Annotated in this window: 17 protein-coding genes; 13 read left to right on the forward strand and 4 right to left on the reverse strand. The window is 56.1% G+C overall.

Annotation, left to right across the window (positions count from 1 at the left end; all coding sequences use genetic code 11):
- Positions 1–9: 9 nt before the first annotated feature.
- A complete protein-coding gene (gabT, locus tag HMPREF2888_RS02565) occupies positions 10–1,338 on the reverse strand; it encodes a 4-aminobutyrate--2-oxoglutarate transaminase (RefSeq protein ID WP_070518188.1) in 1,329 nt (442 codons plus the stop codon).
- A 144-nt stretch (positions 1,339–1,482) separates the two neighbouring features.
- Here gabT and HMPREF2888_RS02570 point away from each other — a divergent pair, with 144 nt between their 5' ends.
- The 6 genes from HMPREF2888_RS02570 (at position 1,483) to HMPREF2888_RS02595 (ending at position 8,237) form a co-directional block, all read left to right on the forward strand.
- On the forward strand, positions 1,483–2,991 hold the full coding sequence (locus HMPREF2888_RS02570; protein ID WP_070518189.1) for a PucR family transcriptional regulator: 1,509 nt from the start codon (positions 1,483–1,485) through the stop codon (positions 2,989–2,991).
- Between the two features lie 83 nt (positions 2,992–3,074).
- The gene (locus tag HMPREF2888_RS02575; RefSeq protein ID WP_371326264.1) at positions 3,075–4,007 is read left to right on the forward strand and encodes a carbohydrate ABC transporter permease; all 933 of its coding nucleotides are present in this window, start codon (positions 3,075–3,077) and stop codon (positions 4,005–4,007) included.
- Between the two features lie 16 nt (positions 4,008–4,023).
- Positions 4,024–4,848, forward strand: a complete 825-nt coding sequence (locus tag HMPREF2888_RS02580) for a carbohydrate ABC transporter permease (protein ID WP_070518190.1) — start codon at positions 4,024–4,026, stop codon at positions 4,846–4,848.
- Positions 4,849–4,912: 64 nt separating this feature from the next.
- Complete coding sequence (locus HMPREF2888_RS02585) at positions 4,913–6,235, forward strand: ABC transporter substrate-binding protein (RefSeq protein ID WP_070518192.1); 1,323 nt, start codon at positions 4,913–4,915, stop codon at positions 6,233–6,235.
- A gap of 44 nt (positions 6,236–6,279) precedes the next feature.
- The gene (locus HMPREF2888_RS02590; RefSeq protein WP_061920917.1) at positions 6,280–7,359 is read left to right on the forward strand and encodes an ABC transporter ATP-binding protein; all 1,080 of its coding nucleotides are present in this window, start codon (positions 6,280–6,282) and stop codon (positions 7,357–7,359) included.
- Between the two features lie 422 nt (positions 7,360–7,781).
- Positions 7,782–8,237 (forward strand): hypothetical protein, encoded by a 456-nt coding sequence (locus HMPREF2888_RS02595; RefSeq protein ID WP_141744808.1) that lies wholly within the window; start codon positions 7,782–7,784, stop codon positions 8,235–8,237.
- A gap of 85 nt (positions 8,238–8,322) precedes the next feature.
- Here the strand turns inward: HMPREF2888_RS02595 and HMPREF2888_RS02600 are convergent, their stop codons facing one another.
- Together HMPREF2888_RS02600 and HMPREF2888_RS02605 are read right to left on the reverse strand one after the other, a co-directional pair.
- A complete protein-coding gene (locus HMPREF2888_RS02600) occupies positions 8,323–9,564 on the reverse strand; it encodes a M20 family metallo-hydrolase (protein WP_070432403.1) in 1,242 nt (413 codons plus the stop codon).
- Positions 9,565–9,615: 51 nt separating this feature from the next.
- Positions 9,616–11,223 carry an amidohydrolase gene (locus HMPREF2888_RS02605; RefSeq protein ID WP_070455522.1) on the reverse strand — a complete coding sequence of 536 codons (1,608 nt, stop codon included), beginning with the start codon at positions 11,221–11,223 and terminating at the stop codon, positions 9,616–9,618.
- Positions 11,224–11,335: 112 nt separating this feature from the next.
- Here HMPREF2888_RS02605 and HMPREF2888_RS02610 point away from each other — a divergent pair, with 112 nt between their 5' ends.
- The 7 genes from HMPREF2888_RS02610 (at position 11,336) to HMPREF2888_RS02640 (ending at position 18,025) form a co-directional block, all read left to right on the forward strand.
- The gene (locus HMPREF2888_RS02610; RefSeq protein ID WP_070497582.1) at positions 11,336–12,460 is read left to right on the forward strand and encodes a helix-turn-helix domain-containing protein; all 1,125 of its coding nucleotides are present in this window, start codon (positions 11,336–11,338) and stop codon (positions 12,458–12,460) included.
- Between the two features lie 183 nt (positions 12,461–12,643).
- On the forward strand, positions 12,644–13,996 hold the full coding sequence (locus HMPREF2888_RS02615) for an MFS transporter (protein ID WP_070432400.1): 1,353 nt from the start codon (positions 12,644–12,646) through the stop codon (positions 13,994–13,996).
- A gap of 11 nt (positions 13,997–14,007) precedes the next feature.
- A complete protein-coding gene (locus tag HMPREF2888_RS02620) occupies positions 14,008–14,622 on the forward strand; it encodes a cation efflux transmembrane domain-containing protein (protein ID WP_070455528.1) in 615 nt (204 codons plus the stop codon).
- Positions 14,623–14,710: 88 nt separating this feature from the next.
- On the forward strand, positions 14,711–14,938 hold the full coding sequence (locus HMPREF2888_RS02625) for a hypothetical protein (protein WP_061920908.1): 228 nt from the start codon (positions 14,711–14,713) through the stop codon (positions 14,936–14,938).
- A gap of 11 nt (positions 14,939–14,949) precedes the next feature.
- Entirely contained in the window at positions 14,950–15,255 is a 306-nt protein-coding gene (locus HMPREF2888_RS02630) for a hypothetical protein (RefSeq protein ID WP_061920906.1), read from the forward strand.
- Positions 15,256–15,415: 160 nt separating this feature from the next.
- Entirely contained in the window at positions 15,416–16,693 is a 1,278-nt protein-coding gene (locus HMPREF2888_RS02635) for an arginine deiminase (RefSeq protein WP_061920904.1), read from the forward strand.
- A 15-nt stretch (positions 16,694–16,708) separates the two neighbouring features.
- On the forward strand, positions 16,709–18,025 hold the full coding sequence (locus HMPREF2888_RS02640) for an amino acid permease (protein WP_061920901.1): 1,317 nt from the start codon (positions 16,709–16,711) through the stop codon (positions 18,023–18,025).
- Here HMPREF2888_RS02640 and HMPREF2888_RS02645 read toward each other — a convergent pair.
- The gene (locus HMPREF2888_RS02645; RefSeq protein ID WP_061920899.1) at positions 18,022–18,996 is read right to left on the reverse strand and encodes a nucleoside hydrolase; all 975 of its coding nucleotides are present in this window, start codon (positions 18,994–18,996) and stop codon (positions 18,022–18,024) included. The genes HMPREF2888_RS02640 and HMPREF2888_RS02645 overlap by 4 nt on opposite strands.
- Positions 18,997–19,050: the final 54 nt, after the last annotated feature.

Here is a 19,050-nt window from a genome sequence, read left to right on the forward strand (position 1 = left end):
AGCCCGGACTTACTTGTACTCGTTGAACTGCTTGACCACTACCTGCAGGGCCTCGCGCCACAGATCCTCCGGGATGGCCAGGGAAGGCAGGAAGCGGATAACGTTGTGGTCAAGGCCGCAGGTGAGGATGAGGACGCCCTCTGCCTTTGCGGCATCTGCAATCTTGTGGACGAGCTCGGAGTCTGGCTCGCCATCAGCGGTGACGAACTCGAGTGCAAGCATGGCGCCACGGCCGCGGAACTCGGCGACGCGCTCGTTGCCCAGGATTGGCTCCAGCTCCTCGCGGGCAATCTTTTCCAGGTTCAGCGCGCGGGTGCCAAAGTCCTTCTCCTCAAATTCCTTGAGGGTGGCCAGCGCTGCGGCGCAGGAAACAGGGTTGCCGGTGTAGGTGCCGCCCAGGCCGCCTGGCTGCGGTGCATCCATAATCTCCGCGCGGCCGGTCACTGCGGAAAGCGGCATGCCGGAAGCAATACCCTTGGCGATGGTGACCAGGTCAGGGACGATGCCCTCGTGGTCGGAAGCGAACCAGGTGCCGGTGCGCATCATGCCAGCCTGAATCTCATCAACGATGAAGACGACGTCGTTGTCGTTGCACCACTTCTGGATAGCTGGCAGGTAGCCCTCAGCCGGAACAACGAAGCCGCCCTCGCCCTGAATTGGCTCGACCACAACGCAAGCGAGGTTGGCTGCGCCAACTTCCTGCTCGATCATCGTGGTGGTGCGCTTTGCGGCTTCCTCGCCACTGAGTTGGTCGCGCAGCGGGTAGGACATCGGCGCGCGGTAGATTTCCGGCGCGAACGGGCCAAAGCCATTCTTGTACGGAGACTGCTTTGCGGTCATGGCCATGGTCAGGTTGGTGCGGCCGTGGAATGCGCGGTCCATGACCACGACGCCGCGCTTGCCGGTGTAGTTGCGGGCGATCTTCACGGCGTTTTCCACTGCTTCCGCACCGGAGTTGAATAGCGCGGTCTTCTTCGGGTGATCGCCAGGAGTAACCTCGTTGAGCTTTTCAGCGACCTCAACGTAGGACTCGTACGGGGAGATAGTGAAAGAGGTGTGAGTGAAGTGCGCGACGGCCTCCTGCACGGCTTTGACGACGGCCGGGTTGGAAGCGCCCGCGGAGGTAACAGCGATGCCGGAGGCCAAGTCAATGAAACGGTTGCCGTCTGCATCGGCGAGGATGCCACCATCAGCGTCCACGACATAGCCCGGCAGCGCAGGCGCCATGCCAGCTGGGATGGCGTTCTTGCGGCGCTCATCAAGAGCAGCGCTGGCTGGCCCTGGGACCTCTTGCGCGAGGTGGCGGGTCTGCTCGATGCGGTATTCAAGTTCCTGCATGATTCTCCTTCAATCGTCTTGCTTTGTGATGTGAATCATTGTGGATGTCACAACTAGCCACAGGCCATAGACAACGCGTATATATTTTGGGTAAAAGACTATTCACTATGTCTATCGACGAGTTGCTGCAAGAAGGACCCGGCAATGAGCGAGCTTCGCTTTCAATGGCTGTTTAACCAGCGCAAACTAAACCTGCGCCCGATTCTCGAAGGCCCGCGTGAGTTCACCACCATCCAAGCCAGCGAGTTGCGCGATCCCAGCGAGTTCACCACTCAGGGCGCCATCATCTTGACCTTGGGACTGGCCTTCGAGCACTCGCCCAGCGACTTTTCCGTCTATGCGCGCACCCTGGCGGCAGCGGGCGTGGGTGCCATTGGCTTCGGCACTGGCCTGACCTTCTCCACGGTTCCGCAAGAGCTTATCGACGCCGCGGCGCGCCACCACCTAACGCTTTTTGAAGTCCCCCGCGCCACGCCTTTCATCTCGATCATCAATACGGTGACTACGGAGCAATCGCGCATTGAGAACAACCTCCAGTTCACCTTGCACCGTCAACAGGAGCGTTTGAATCAGGCGGCGTCGAATGGCACTAATGCGCTGCTGGAGCGGGCGTCGAAAGAACTCGGCGCTGCCGTGGCCGTGGCTAACGATTCAGGAAACGTCATCAATCGTCACGACTTAGGCGAACTTTCCGCCGCCGAATTCGCTATTGCCGCGGCAAGCCAAAGCTCGGGACGGACTTCAGGCGCGCGCTCGAGCATCACCAAAGACGGCACGACTATCGCCACCATCACCAACGTGTTTAATACCCACGGCCGACGGCGCATCGCGCTTGCGGTATCCCGCGAGCAAAAATTCGACTCTTATGACCGCGCATTGACCCGCCACCTTGCCGGCTTGGCGGAGATGTTGCTGCAAAACCGCGACTCTTCGGCCCGCATCGTCTTAGGTGCGCTCGCCCTTGCAACGCAGGTCTCCGGCACCACGCCTGCGCTTGGCGCCACGGCTTTAGACGCCGCTTTCAACTCGGTGGCCTCCCACGGCCGTCTCCACCTCTGCCTGGTGCAGGCCGACTCCCCCACGCGTCTTAGCCGCGCGTTGGGGTTGGTGCATCGTGCGGCAAACAAAGGCGGCTATGCCTGCTTCGTGCTGCCTTTGGAAGGCACGGCGTCGGAAAGCGCACTCATTGCCTTGCCTCCCGAAACCATCGATGCACAGGAACTATTCGGCCGGTACGCCAAAAACTTGCAGGTATCCGTGCTCAAGGACACTCCGTGGGAGGAAATCAGCGCCGACCGCGTAACGGCCCTGAAGACCCACGCGCGCAGCTTGCCTCCTGGAACCATGGCGGAGTTTAGCTCCGACGCCCCCGCCTGGCTCGGTGAATCCGCAGTCCACGAGGCCTTGGGAAAGCGCCGCGCCTCGATCGTCGGAAAGCTTAAGCACCATGACGCCGCACACAATACGGAGCTGCTGCGCACCTTGCGCACCTACTTGCTTGCCGACGCCCAGCTCGCCGCCGCTGCCAGCGAGCTGGGCGTGCACCGCCACACCGTGCGCGCCCGCATCGAAAAGGTCCAAGCCCTGTGCGGCATCGATCTTGCCAACCCCGTGATTCGAGCGGAGGCACTGCTACTTTGCCTTAGTTCTTGAGTATTTTTTCGTTCATCTTTAGTTAGCTAAGTTTTCACCCCACCGGTAGCGGGTTTTAACCTTCTCAGCCTAGCTTCTCCAAAGTGGTTATTAAACAATCGGAGCATAGTCCCGATACAGCTGCTTTACGCAAGAAAGCAGAGGGGAAAAAGCGTCAAGAGTGGTGGCTCGCGCTAGTACTCTTAGCCCCCAACCTCATTTTGTTGGGAATCTTTACCTATCGCCCACTCATCGACAATATCCGGCTTTCCTTTTTTAACTGGAATATCTCGAGCCCAACGTCGACATTCGTAGGTTTTCAGAACTACGTTGAGTGGTTCACGCGCGACGATACGAAGACCATCATCGCGAATACCCTCATCTTTACTTTCTTTGCCGTAATCGGCTCCCTGGTATTGGGGCTCGCGCTAGCTCTCTTGCTCAATCAAAACTTGAAGGGCCGCAATTTCACCCGATCGGTGGTCTTCGCACCTTTCGCAATTTCCGGAGCTGCCATCGGCATTGCTTTCCAGTTCATCTTCGATCCCAACTTCGGGCTTATTCAAGAGATGCTCAGTTGGGTAGGCGTTGAAAGTCCTAACTTCTATGCAATACCCGGTTGGGCGCTGTTCATGGTGACTTTCACTTTCGTGTGGAAGAACCTGGGCTATACCTTCGTCATTTATTTGGCTGCTCTACAAGGCCTTTCCAAGGACTTGGACGAGGCCGCGGCTATCGACGGTGCGTCCACTTGGACGCGTTTCCGCCGCGTGACGCTGCCACAGCTTCGTCCCACTACATTCTTTCTTTCGATTACGGTGACACTGAACTCTGTACAGGTCTTCGACATCATCAACGTAATGACCCGTGGCGGCCCACAGGGTAACGGCACTACCACTCTTGTGTTCCAGATTTATCAAGAGACCTTCGTGAACTTCCGCGCTGGCTACGGCGCTACCGCCGCCACAATTATGTTCTTGATCTTGCTAATCATCACCTTGATTCAGGTACGCATCATGGACAAGCAAAACCACTAATGGGAGCGAAGCCTAAATGGATAACACCCTGAAAAAAGTTTTTGGATACATCGGCATCGTCGCCGTCCTCCTGCTGGTTGGCCTACCGCTGTTTTGGATTTTGATGACCTCCTTCAAAGCCAAAGGCGACATCTACACAGATCCAGTAAATTGGCTTCCCCCCAGCTGGGAAACCGCGAACTACAAAGACGCAACCACCCGCGTTCCTTTCTGGACGTACCTGCGCAACTCGGTGCTCATCACAGCTGTGCTGTCTGTGCTGAAGATCGTGCTTGGCGTGATTTCTGCGTATGCGCTGGCAATCCTGCGTTTTCCGGGTCGCAACATCGTCTTCCTAGTAGTCATTTCAGCGCTGATGGTGCCTTCCGAAATCACCGTCATTTCCAATTACGCACTGGTCAACGCGCTGGGCTGGCGAAATACTTTCACAGGCATCATCGTGCCTTTGGCTGGCGTCGCATTCGGCACCTTCCTGATGCGCAATCACTTCTTATCGCTGCCCTTTGAACTGGTTGAGGCCGCAAGAATGGACGGCGCTGGACCTATTCGCCTGCTGACAAAGGTCTTGCTTCCGATCTCTTGGCCAACGTTGACAGCCTTCGCAGTGATCACCATCGTCAACGAATGGAACCAATACCTGTGGCCATTCTTGATGTCCGATACTGCCGACGTCGCGCCGCTACAGGTGGGTCTAACCATGCTGCAAAACAACGACGGCGTCACCAACTGGGGTCCAGTTATGGCCGCCACCATCCTCACCATCATTCCGATTCTCATCATCTTCCTGGCCCTTCAGAAATACATGATCAAGGGCCTTACCACTGGTGCCGTCAAGGGATAGCCGCAGATGGCTACCTCAACCACGCTCGCCGTTTAATCTTTCTATTTCTACAAGGAGTTAATTCATGGACCGCCGTTCATTCCTCTCTGTTCTTGCACTGAGCACCGCCTCGGTTTCTCTGACTGCCTGCGCAGGCACTTCCTCCACTGACCCACAAGCTAAGAAGAATTCCTCTGGTTCCGGGGAAGTCACCGAGCTGACCTGGTGGTCCAACCACCCGGGTTCCTCGAAGGACATCGAGAACGAGATCATCTCCCGCTTCGAAAAAGAAAACCCGGACATCAAAATCAACCTGATTGATGCCGGCAAGAACTACGAGGAAGCAGCCCAAAAGTTTAACGCGGCACTGACCGGCAGCGACCTTCCCGACATCGTGGTTCTCTCCGATGTCTGGTGGTACAACTTCGCTATCAACGGTCAGATCGCGAACGTCGACGAGCTCGCCAAGGAAGCAAACGTCGACCTTTCCTCCTACGTGCAGCCACTGTATGAGGACTACGCCTACGACGGCGGCCACTTTGCACTTCCATTTGCCCGCTCTACTCCGCTCTTCTACTACAACAAGGACGCATGGAAGAAGGCTGGTCTACCTGACCGCGGACCAAAGTCTTGGGACGAGATGGATAAGTGGGCTACAAAGCTCGCGGATGCAAACCCCGATATGCAAGCCTTTGGCTGGGGCGATGCTGTTGACTACCTGGGTTGGATCTTCCAGGGGCCGCTGTGGTCCAAGGGCGGCGCATACTCCGATGAATGGGAGCTCAAGTTCACTGATCCCAAGACCATCGAAGCCGTCGAGTGGCTGAAGAAGGTCACCGATGAAAAAGAAGGCTACTCCTACGTGGGCAACGATATGGCGATGGAATTTTCCACCGGCCGCGCCGCTGCCACGGTGCTGTCCACCGGTGATCTCAGCGGCATCACCGAAAACGCCAAGTTCGACTTGGGCACCGCGTTCCTGCCTAACCCAAACGGCGATGGTGCTTGCCCAACCGGCGGAGCTGGTCTGGCTATCCCAGCCGGCATCGACAAGAATCGCCAAATCGCAGCGATCAAGTTCATCGACTTTGTAACCAACGACCAAAACACTTCCTACTGGTCGCAGAACGTCGGTTACATGCCCGTGCGCAAGACTGCAATGGAACTGGATGAGCAAAAGAAGTTCATGGAAGAAAACCCGAACTTCAAGACTGCTATTGAACAGCTACCGGATACCCGTCCACAGGATTACGCACGTGTATTCCTCCCCGGCGCCGATCAGGAAATCGGCGGTGCCTTCGAGAAGATCGTGACCAACCGCGATGACGTCAAGAAGACCCTAACCGATCTGGAAAAGACACTGCAGTCTATCTACGACAACCAGGTCAAGCCGGTCATCAAGAAGTAATTCATCTCGCCGCCCCGTCTTCGTACCTGAACTGAGAGGAAACCATGGCAACTGTCACTTTTGATGGTGTCTCGCGGATTTATTCCAAGGACGCCGAACGCCCCGCTGTCGATTCGCTCAACCTCGACATCGCCGACGGCGAGTTCCTTGTGCTCGTCGGACCGTCTGGTTGCGGAAAATCAACGAGTCTTCGCATGCTCGCTGGACTGGAGCCAACCGATTCCGGCTCCATCCGCATCGACGGCAAGGACGTCACGGGCGTTAGCCCATCCGATCGTGATGTTGCCATGGTCTTCCAGAACTACGCCCTCTACCCCAACATGACCGTTGCCCAGAACATGAGCTTCGCCTTGGAAAACCGGAAGATGAACAAAGCCCTCATCAAGGAGCGCGTTCAGGAAGCGGCGAAGATCCTGCAGATGGAAGACCTACTCGACCGCAAACCTGCAAACTTGTCGGGCGGCCAACGCCAACGCGTAGCGATGGGGCGCGCTATTGTGCGCGAACCGGCGGTGTTCTGCATGGACGAACCACTGTCTAACCTCGATGCCAAGCTGCGCGTATCTACCCGTGCGCAGATTTCCGAATTACAGCGACGCCTCGGTACCACGACGGTTTATGTCACCCATGACCAGACAGAGGCTATGACCATGGGCGACCGCGTGGCGGTACTAAATGCGGGTGTTCTGCAACAAGTAGCACCAACTCGGGAAATTTATGACCGTCCCGCTAATACCTTCGTCGCGGGATTCATCGGATCGCCTGCAATGAACCTCTATGACATCAACGCTTCCGTTCTGCGCCGCTGGGGTTTCGAGCAAGCGCCAGAAGGTCCACTTACGGTGGGCATTCGCCCTGAAGATTGGAAGCAGAGTTCTGAAGGCGAAGGCGGCGTAAAGTTTGTCATTCACCATGTTGAGGAACTTGGCCACGAGTCCTACCTCTACGGCGATCTCACTGGCGAGGACGGCACGGTGTTTAGCTCCACTACTCGTCTGGGTGGCAATACCGGTGTGCTCGTGGAACCGCGCAGCCATCAAAGCATCGGCGAAACCATCTGGCTGAAGCCAAATACCTCGAACGTGCATATCTTCGACCGCGAAAGCGGCAACCGCATCAACTAATGGGCAAGGACTAGAGGCAAACGGCAAGCTTCCATAAACCGCCAGTGATTGCACAGGCAGTCCCAGCGACCTAACAGCCACACATCATTGCTGTGCCAGCTGCATGCCTCATACTTTTGTTGTGCGTTTGAGAGAGCGCATGAGAGAGATAGAGAGAACCCCTCAGCTTCCGGAGGGCAGCCTTGGCTGATAATCGGAGGCGTTTAGAGAGAGACAGCGATAGCGCCCAGAGCCTTTTCGAAGACCTGGGCGCTTTCGTTGTGCAAAATCTAACGATATACAAACCTACTATCTTTTGCACAGCGTTCTTGCGCCGGTTTCTGGGTTTTGAGGGCTCATAATTTGCGCGTGTGTTTGAGAGAACGCGCAAAGAGAGATAGAGAACAGTGCGGTACCAGCTTCCTCGAGGCAAGGCTTTCGAGATGACTAAGGAATTGCTCCGTCCTCTTGCCGTAACTGCAATCGTCGCTCTGTCCTTAAACAGCACGGTCGTGCCTACTGCCCAAGGGTTTAGCTCCGGGTCATCGTTTGGGGGTTCCTACCTCGGTGGCTTTGGAAAGAGCGAGTGGGTCAGCCCAGTGGGAATGATCGCCCGCGTAGAAAACGGCGAAATCGTGATGGACCGTCCGCTCAACGAGGGCGATGACGTCGAACAACTCGTAAAATACGGGCACGCTGACAACCTCACGCTGCTGCCAAGCGACATCGGCAGCTGGGGCGAAAGCTACTTCCCGATTCTGGATCAGAAGGTTCTCGCTGGCAAGATTTCGCTGCGCTTTATCCGGGGCTGCTGGGGTCTTAGAGTATGTTCAACGCGCAGACCGCCTCAATTGAGGTTCGCGTATCCCGCGAAATTACTGCCGATTGGAATGCTATAAAACCGGCAACCGTTGTAATCGCGGGCCGTGGCGGCTGGCAAGCGCGCAGGTAACGCCGCTGGACAAGTAACTCGAGCCAGGTGTTTTAGGTCAGCGCGCCCTCAACCAGGCGCGCTGCCACGTGGGTAAATACATCAAGACCTGCAACGCAGTCTTCATCCTTGGTGTATTCCGCCTCATTGTGGGAGACGCCGTCAACGCTTGGGATAAAGAGCATGACGGTCGGTACGTGCTCCTTCATATTCGTCGAGTCGTGCCCAGCCACGGTGAAGATCTCCTGGTGAGAATAGCCCAGCTCTTCAACCACTTCACGCGCAAGTTCCACACCGGCCTCTGGATACGGGTTGAGCGCCCACTCATGGGTAGTGTTCAGCTCAACACGGGTACGGGACTCTTCTTCCGCTGCCGCAATAATCTCCCGAACGCGCTTCTGCGCGGTCTCCAGCGTCTCGCTATTCGGCGAGCGTAGGTCGATATTGAAGCGCACCTCACGGGCAATGGTCACCGGCGAGTTTGGCTCCAAGGTCAGCTGGGACACAGATGCCTGAAGCTCAAACTCTGGAAACTCTCGCGTTAAACGCTGTACTTCGGCAATGATGAGAGAAGCGCCAAACAGCGCATCACGACGATCCACCATCATGGTGGAACCGGTATGTCCCTGCTCACCGTGCACTACCGCCTGGAACTTCTTCGCGCCCCAGGTCGCGGTCACCAGGCCGATGGTGTTGCCAGCAGCCTCCAAACCCTTGCCCTGTTCAACATGGATTTCGCCATAGGAAACCACCTTCGGGGCCTGCTCGACCGGGGTCCATTTCGCTTCCTCAAAAGCCTCTGCCACGGTGGTTCCTGCAAGGTCCGTCGATTCCAGCGCCTTTTCCAACGGCATAACTCCGGTGAACACGGAGCTGCCCATCATGGACGGAGAAAAACGCGAGCCTTCCTCGTTGAACCAGTTGATTACGGCCAGGTTATAACGCGGCGAAATCTTCCCCTCTTCCGCATGGCGGGCCACCCGGTTTGCCGCATGCGCTGCCGCCAGCACGCCGTATGCACCGTCATAGCGCCCGGCCAAAGGCTGTGAATCGAGGTGCGAACCCAGGCCTACAAAAGGCGCGTCCGGAACGAACTCGAAGAGACCGTACTGATTGCCAATCTCGTCGTAGTGCACGCGCGCACCCATCGACTCCAGCACCTGCGCAAACCACGCACGATTAACGCGGTCGCCTTCGCTCGCAGCCTGCCTTTCGACGCCACCTCCCGCAGTCGCGCCGTTCGCCGACATCTCACGAAAGTCCGCCAGGTACTGTTCATCAGTTGTTGCTCGCATTATGTATTCCTTTCCGAGTTAATTCGCAATGTGTATTAGATTTTTTGGGTTTTAGAAGCTTCCGTAGCGAAGTTCGCCACCGACCACAGTCGCCAGAATTTCTATCTCAGATAGCGCTTCCACTTGTGTTTCCAGTGGGTTCGAGCCCAACAGAACGAAATCCGCGAGCTGCCCGGGCTTTATTTGTCCCTTTCGACCTGCCCAGCCTGTAGCTGCCGCTGAACCCGCGGTATACGCGTAAAGAGCTTCAGATACGGTGATCTTGTCTGCAGGCCCATATTCATTGCCCGCAGCAGTAGTTCTTTGCGCGAAAGCTTGCATGACTTCGAGTGGGATACCACGCGTCACCGGTTGATCTGAACTACCAGGCAGAGTCATTCCGGCATCAAGGAGACGCTTAGCTGGATAAGACAGCTCTACACGCTTGGCACCGAGTTTCTGCGCCATTGCATCACCGAATTCTTTAATGAAATACGGCTGTGGGACCAGAACTACAGGCAGCTTCGCCAAGCGATCAATCTGTTCTGCTCTAACAACGCCTCCATGTTCGATTCGGTGCGGAATCTTGGGTGCGCCGTGCACACGAATGGCTTCTTCGAGCGTTTCAATCGCGAAGTCAACCGCAGCATCACCGATTGCGTGTAAAGCGAGTGACCATCCGGCGCCCGCTGCCATTAAGGCATTACGCTTGATTAGCTCCGGGTCGCCTTGAAAATAGCCTGAATGCTGGCAGCACTCATAATTTTCCGTCATCGCAGCCGTAGTCCCAAGCAGGGAGCCGTCCGTAAAAATCTTGGTGGGGCCAATTTGCAACCATTCGTTACCGAGCCCGCTTCGGATGCCGGCGTCGATACCCCAACCTATGCCATCAGTTTGATGCCCATCGAGTTCGTGGAGAACATCCATGGTCACCATTACCTGCGTACGGACTTGTAAATCAGCAGCTTGGTAAGCCGCAATCTCGCGAGGGCTATGTCCAATCCATCCGCCCGCTACACCAGCATCAGTAACTGACGTAATTCCTCGTTCGAGGTAAACTTGGTGCGCTCGTTCCAATGCACTTGAAATCTCAGTTTGAGATTCAGGCAAAAGCACCTGCTGAATCGGGCGCATCGCATTTTCGTCCAGCAAACCAGTACATCGACCAGCTGAATCGCGAACGAATTCTCCGCCTTCTACTGTCGGCGGCGCCGCAGGATCAATTCCCGCTAATTCGAGTGCACGAGTATTAACGGTATAAGCATGGCCAGAGTTGTGTTTGATAAGAAGCGGACGTCCAGCGGCCGCGCGATCCAACTCGCTAAGTTCAAGGGTCTGTCCACCCAAGCTAGATGCGACGAAGCCCGAAGCAATAATCCATTCGCCAGAAGGCTCAGCGGAGGCAACTGCATCATATACATCTTGCGCGCTAACAACCTTGGACAAATCAACTTCCATGAGCGTTTGCCCGAACCACACGGAGTGCGAATGCACATCGTTAAACCCTGGGGTAAGGACTTTTCCTTGTGCATCCCAACGTTCACCCGGAAGAGCTAACGCAGCATCATCAAGGGCAAGTATCTTCCCATTCGCGAAGGCAATCGCATGCGCTTCAGGGTAAGACGGATCCTGAGTCAGTACATGAGCATCGTAGATGATAGTGATTTGATTCTGATTCATTCACTCCTCCTTACTTATGCTGCAAGTCACACTAAGCGAAGAAGGGCAGCTGCACAGTCATTTCCCACAAATTGAGTCATTTTCCCACCCTTTAGCCAGTAGTGTTGTGCATATGCACGATGGCGATTGGGAAAGAATCCTCAAAGAAGTTCAGTCAGACATCCCAGGATTGGTCGATGACTTCATTGCTGATTTCAGCAGTCTTGGCAGCTATGGCAACTCCCCTGTCAGTGAGAAAGAACTTCGCCGCACTGCTTTTGAGGTGCTCACCATGCTGATGGAGGCCATCGCAGGCACACTGGACGACACGACTTTTCGCCAGCATGCAGACGCCTTAGGACGCAGACGCGCGCAGCAAGGCGTCCCCATCAGCACGCTCATAGATGCAGTTCAACTGGATTTTCTGGTGATTTGGAACCGCATCCGTCAAGCCGCCGGAGGAAACCAAGAAGTACTTATCTCTCACGTGGACCAACTGCACAATGCGGTCGCAAAATACAATTTCTTCGTTCGCGATGGCTTCCGGAGAGAAAATGCCCGTATTGCGCAAGATTTACGCCTAGCCAACGCCCGCCATCTCGACAAATTATTCTCCTCCGCCTCCATTGACACCATCACAATCAAGGAAATAGCCCAAGCAATAGGCTGCGACGCACATAGCAATTTCAAAGTCGTCGTTTTCCACGCAAACAGCGCCTTGAAAGCTCGAGACGCACTCGAACTTGCAACAGCGGAAGGAAAGATCTTCGGCTATCCGCACAATGGTTTATTCACCGCTTTCTGGCCCATAAGCGCCGAGAATCAGCCGAACATTCCAGCATTACCCAGCGCTGTTTTCAGTAAGGTCGAAGGGCTTGCAAATGTCCGCGATGCAGTACTAGCTAGCCCCAAACTCTTTGAGGCTTCACGCACGCCCACACAGCCGACCCCAGCCCATGAACTATCTTGGGCAATTGCAGGAAGCGCACTCGCATCTTTTCCCGGTTCGAAGCAAAACGAGCTAAGCGCCGATATTACGAAGTTACGCAATTCCAACTCCCCGGCCCTAGAAACTGTAGAAGCTTATCTTCGCACCGGCTCAATCAAACAAACAGCAGCCATCAGCTACTGCCACCGCAACACTGTCATCAATCGGCTCAGCCAATTCGCAGATGCAACAGGCTACGACGTCACGCGTCCTTACGACGCTGCCGCAGTCATTCTCGCGCTCAACTATAAACCGGTAACCACTTTCTAATCCTCTTCCCCCGCCTCTCGATCCACACGGCAAACACGCCCTTCAAGCCATGGGCTGTGCAATTGCACAGCCCATGTTCAATCCGCAGGAAAAAATCCCAACTTTTATATTTTTCATCCCGCTACAATTTCTCCACCGTTATTGTGTTATCCACACCACACCTTAACGACAGGAGGGAATATCTTGACTGGCCCGACCGCTCCCCTAGACACTCAGTCTTCAACCCCCGAGCAAGTCGAAGTCAACTCCAAAGACGTATTCAAAATTGCTAGCTCAGCATTCATTGGTACCGCGCTTGAGTGGTATGACTTCTTCCTGTTCGGCACCGCCTCAGCATTGGTCTTCAATGACCTCTTCTTCTCCGACGCCAGCGAAACCACAGCAACTCTCGCGTCTTTCGCGACGCTAGGCGTTGGCTTCCTTGCTCGACCTTTTGGCGCAATTTTATTCGGCCAGATCGGCGACAGGATGGGACGTCGCCCAGCACTTCTCATCTCGATTGTCGCTATCGGCGTAGCAACGGGCTTAATCGGCCTATTACCTAATTACAATTCAATCGGCATTTGGGCTCCGATTGCGCTAACCGTTCTACGTCTTGTACAGGGAATTGCAGTTGGTGGCGAGTGGGGCGGCGCCACCACGATGGCAATTGAACACGCACCTGCAGAAAAGCGAGGGCGCTACGCCGCATTCGTCCAAATTGGCTCGCCCGCTGGCACGCTCCTTTCTTCTGGCGTCTTCTCCCTCATCCTCATGCTGCCTGATGACGCAGTTTCAAGCTGGGGTTGGCGCATTCCTTTCTTGATCGCGTTCCCATTCCTCGCAATTGCGCTTTATATCCGCACAAAAGTAGAGGAATCTCCGGTCTATCAAGCCTTGGAGAAGGAAGCAGAAGAAGATGAAGCGAAACACAAAGGATCCCTCAAAGAACTATTTACCGAGCACTTCGGGCAAATAGTTCTTGCCGCTGCAGCAGCCCTGCTCGGAATCGGCGGGTTCTTCGTATTGACCACCTACACCATCAGTTACGCCACAATCACCTTGAACTTCGAGCGCCAAACGGTAGTCAATGCGACGCTCGCTGCCGCTGTTTGCCAGATCTTCATCAACCTTTACTTTGGCCGGCTCGGCGAGAAGATCGGGCCAGGCAAAGTAATGGGCTGGGGAGGTATTGCAACTGCTGTCATGGCCTATCCCATCTGGGCAATGATCGACTCTGGAAACGCAGCCTTGTTAACTGTGGCTGTCTGTCTCGGCCTCTCGTTAGTAACGAGCACCTACTCTGTCTCCGGCGTTCTTTTGTCCGAAATCTTCCCAGCGAACGTCCGCTATTCCGGCGTCGCTATCGCTGCAAACATCGCTGGAGCAATTTCCGGACTCCTGCCGTTTATCGCGACTGCAATGAACGCTTCAAACGAGACGCCAAGCTCGATTCCTGGAGTTATCATCCTCGTGGCAATCTCCCTGATTACAGCGTTGGGCTCATTCTGGGCTGAGCGTCACCGTCGTACCGATGACGTGGTCGTTAAAGACTAATATCGAGCTCCGTGAGCTCTGAACTAACTTCTTCCACCCTCGGCACCCGCGCCCGGCGCGTGGTGGCGGGGGTTGCAGCATTGAACCTGTTTGGCTTTTTCGTTGAAGTGGCCATGGCCTGGCACATCGGGTCAGCTTCGCTGCTGGCCGACGCCGCGGATTTCCTCGAAGACTTCCTCATCAACACACTCGTCTTGGCGGCGCTTGGATGGTCGGTAGCGGGGCGTCGGAAAGCAAGTTACGGGCTTGCGGGACTTATCCTCATTCCGGCAATCGCGGCCTTTGCCACTGCAATCTGGAAGATGATTAGCGGCACTCCGCCAGAAGCCTTCCTGCTTTCCGGTACCGCGGTATTTGCTATGCTCATCAACCTACTTTGCGCGGTATTGCTACTTAGCCTGCGCAAGCATGGAAGCGCGCTGACCAAGGGCGCCTGGCTGGCGGCCCGTAACGACGTAGCGGCCAATCTTCTTATCCTGCTGGCTGGCGTTATCACCATCTGGTGGTTTAGCCCGTGGCCGGACATCGCTGTCGGCATTGTAGTAGGCGCTATCAACTTGAGCGCTGCGAAGGAAGTTCTAGAAGCCGCCCAGGCAGAAGACCCAGAACTAGAGCTAGAGGAATAATCCCCATTTTCAGAGGGCACTTGGGACTTTTACCGCATACTCCTTATCAGAATCGCTGACCTCGATAAGGAAGGAACCTAGATCTCTCATGCAGTCCCAGACCACGCAGATGCCAGCTCTAATGCCTGAACGCATCGCACAGGAACGCTCCCGGATTCAGTCCAACAAGAAGGCAATGGCGCGCGTCGCCAAGCTCGAGCGTGAAGCCTTGTCTAAGGCACGCAAGCAGGAACGCGACTTCGATACCGTGTTCCTAGGCATCCTGTCTGGGGCCCTGCTGGTCTACATGGCGCTGATGGCTGCCGCTTTGGTTTAGGTGAGAATGCCGTGGTGACCACGATGGACATTCCCAACCGATACCGCAGCAACGCCTTCGCGGAAAAAGCCCGCGAATCGGCACGCATGGCAAAGGCTTTGGAGACCGCCAAGCGGGAGGAGCAAGAGGCCGGACGCGGCACCACCTATCTGTTGGCCGTGCTGTGCGCATTGGTAGGTATCAGCATCTTCATCAAGTTTTGGCCGTGGGTTTTGGTTTTCTGCGCCGTCGTCATCGCGACGATTATCGTCGTTGCGCTTCTCCCCGCCTCCTACGACGAGTCCCACCCCCAGACGGGTGCAACACGAGATTCCTGAATCTTTTGCGAATTATGCAAATCTTATTCACTACCAGCAGCATGAATGATATGTATGATTCAAATTACTATTCATTTCATTATGTGACCCATAACTCATAAGGGTTTAGTTACTGTTGCCTCCAGCACCAAATACTTGAAAAAGGAAGGCACAGATTTACATGATGGATTCTGTTGAAACCTCCGGTAACAAAGACGGACAGCAACTCGGCGCTTGGTCAGAGGTAGGCAAACTCCGCCAGGTAATGGTCTGCCGCCCCGGCTTGGCACACGAGAGGCTCACTCCAAACAACTGCAAGGAGCTGCTTTTCGACGACGTCCTGTGGGTCGAGGAAGCGCAACGCCACCACGATGAGTTCGTCGCCCGCATGGAAGAGCGCGGCGTCGAGGTGTTGCACATGCGCATCCTGCTAGAAGAAACGCTGGCGACCAAGGAAGGCCGCGAGTTCATCCTCGGCAACAAGCTACTGGATAAGAACGTCGGCGTGGGCGTGGGCAGCGAATTGCGCGAGTGGTTTAGCGGGCTGGACAACAAGACTCTGGCCGAACTTCTCATCGGCGGAGTGCCTTTCAACGAAATCCCCAAAGGCCTCGGCCACGGCGTCATTGACACCATGCGCAACGTGTACGCTCCCGATGAGTTCGCGCTGCGTCCTCTGCCCAATAGCCAGTTCTCCCGCGATAACTCCGCCTGGATTTACGGCGGTGTCTCGCTGAATCCGATGCGCCTTCCTGCCCGCCACCAGGAGACGATGCTCACGCGTGCTATCTACCGCTACCATCCGCGCTTTGCCAACGCATCCTTTGAGTTCTGGTACGGCGACACGGACGAGGACCCAGGCCTTGCCGCCCTCGAAGGCGGCGACATCATGCCGGTGGGCAATGGTGCAGTCCTAGTGGGCATGGGCGAGCGCACTACTTGGCAGGGTGTGAGCCGCTTGGCCAGCAACCTGTTCAAGGCGGGTGCAGCAGAAAAGGTCATCATCGCAGCCATGGCCCCAGATCGCGCCTCGATGCACCTGGATACCGTGTTCACCTTCCTCGACGCCGACAAGGCCACCGCCTATCCGCGCGTGGTGGATACCATCCGTCCGCTTATCCTGCGCCCTGCAGATGATCAGAAGAAGCTGGAACTCGAAAGCCCAGACAAGCACTTCGTCACGGTGGTCGAGGAAGCGCTCGGCCTGGATAAGCTCCACGTCGTAGAAACTGGCGGCAATTCCTATGCCGCGGCGCGTGAGCAGTGGGATGACGCCAACAACGTGGTTGCCTTGGAGCCCGGAGTGGTCGTGGCTTACGATCGCAACAAACACACCAATGCCAAGCTTCGCGACGCCGGCGTCGAAGTCATCGAGATCGGCTCCGCCGAACTGGGCCGTGGTCGCGGTGGCGGACACTGCATGACCTGCCCTATCGTGCGCGATGCAGTGGACTACTAAGGGGAGAACTAGCCGATGACAACTTTTGACACTGCCGCGCCCGCCGCGGACGAGACCGCATCTACTGCCTCCCCAGTAGGTCGCGAGGGAAAGAAGACCGAAGGTACTGCGCTGGGCTGGGTGCTCGCGCTCTTCGGCACCGCGATGGGCGCAGGTATCCTCTTCCTTCCGCTACAGGCGGGCACCTTTGGCTTCTGGCCGCTGGCCTTTGCTACGGCCATCATCTTCCCAGTGGTCTATTTCTCCCACCGCACCTACGCGCGCATCGTCTCGGGCGCTCCGGTCAAAGACCACGGGCTTGACGTCCTCGAGCTGGTACGCAAGTACTTGGGCCGGCATACCGGCCTCTTCGTGGCATTGATGTACTCGCTGGCGAACATCCCCACGGTGTTCATCTACGCCATCTCGTTGACCAACGCCATCGACAGCTTCATTGTCAATCAGCTCCACGGACCATCCATTAACCGCTGGGTTCTTTCGGTCCTGTGCGTGGGCATCCTGACCGGCATCTTCGCCATCGGCCGCAAGCCCATGCTGTGGCTGGCGCAGGCACTGGTCTATCCGCTCATCATCTCTTTGGCTGCTACCTCGATTTATCTGATCCCGCAGTGGGACCTGCGTTCCTTCATGGAAGTGGAATATCAAGATGGCAGCTGGCCTTATATTCTGCTGGGCTCGGTGCTGATTCTGCCGGTTCTTGCCTTTTCTTTCTCGCACATGGCCGGCCTTTCCCAATTCTCCGTGGATATGCAGCCAACCTACGGCGAGAAGACGGAAAAGCGCGTTACCCGCATCGAGCTCTACACCGCCGCTCTGCTGGTCATCTTCACGATGTTCTTTGTCTGGTCCTGCGTGTTGGCCTTGGGCGCCGATGGCATGAAGGAAGCAACGGAGCAGAACCTGCCCGTGCTGTCCTACTTCGCCAACGTCACCGGCGTACCGCTGCTTGCCTGGCTGGCCCCGATGGTCGTTATCTTCGCGATTATTACCTCTTACTTCGGCACCATGCTCGGCGCTGAGGAGGGCACCTCTTACATGGTGCGCCTCATCGCGCCACGCACTGCGAACCGTCTGAACCGCCGCGGATTGCTCACCATCGTCTACACGTTCATCTTTGTCACCGGCACGCTGGTCTCGGTGTTCAATCCGCCAATTCTCAACCTCATCTACTTGGTGGGTGGCGTCTTCGATGCGGTGCTTATCTTCCTGCTTCCGGTCTACATGTTCCACCGGGTCAAGGAGTACAAGGCCTACCGCCATGACCCGTGGAACTACTTTGTGTTCTTCTTTGGTTCGGTGATTCTGGCAGTCACCATCTGGGACCTGTTCTAGTCCGCTTTCTGAATCGGACGGTTTGGGTTGGTCTGGGTTTCCAGGACGTCGTCAAGCAAGCCAAAGAAGCTTTCGCGGTCCGCCTTTTCGATGACCGTCGCGTTAGCTTCCAAGCCAAAGGTCTCCCACGCCATTGCCGCATAGCCTCGCGTAATCCCGTTGCCCGTGACCACGTCTACCTTGTAGCGCCCGGATTCTTGGATGAGTTCTGGGTGCAACAGCGTTGCTAGCGTCATCGAATCCGGGTGGGTGGAACCGCCAATACCGGCGGCTTCATCGAAGTCCAAGGTGGTATCGCACATGGCCTTGAAAAACTTGGCAATCGGGGTACCCACCGCGACCTTTTGGTCATACTCTGCACGCGGCATGGTGGCGTCATTGAAGGTCACTGGATCCCATGGCATCACGACGATGTCCGCGAAGCCGGCGCTGAAGACAATCTGCGCCGCTTCCGGGTCGACGTAAAAGTTAAACTCCGCGGCCGGCGTAATGTTTCCACGGCCATTGTTGGAACCGCCCATGATGTAGAGCGACTTCACGTTCTTCACAAAGTTGCGGTCTTTGACCACTGCCGTTGCGATATTCGTCAGCGGCCCGATTGCCACCACGGACACCTCGCCTGGGTTCTCCGCGGTGATACGCAACAGGGCGTCGACAGCATGCTCTTTTTCTACCTCGCAGCCCGAGTAGTCCATGCTGAGGCCTCCCGAACCGTCACCGTGCACGTCTTCTGCCGAGGCCCACTCCTGCAGCATCGGCTGCGAGCAACCGGCATAGATAGGCACCTCGCCCAGCTTGCCCGCCGCATTCAAGGTCATGTGCGCATTCTTAATCTGCTGCTCAAAGCCCACGTTGCCAGCCACCATCGTGATGGCACGGAAATCCGCGCGCTTGTCCAACAATCCAACCAAGATTGCTACGCAATCGTCTTGGGCGGTATCGGTATCGAGAATGAAAGGAACAGTAGACATTATCTTCCTTAAGCAGTGTGGACATCGGCTAGTTAGGCCTCCAATTTATCCTGT

Source organism: Corynebacterium sp. HMSC077D03 (genome assembly GCF_001808545.1).
Taxonomy (GTDB): domain Bacteria; phylum Actinomycetota; class Actinomycetes; order Mycobacteriales; family Mycobacteriaceae; genus Corynebacterium; species Corynebacterium simulans.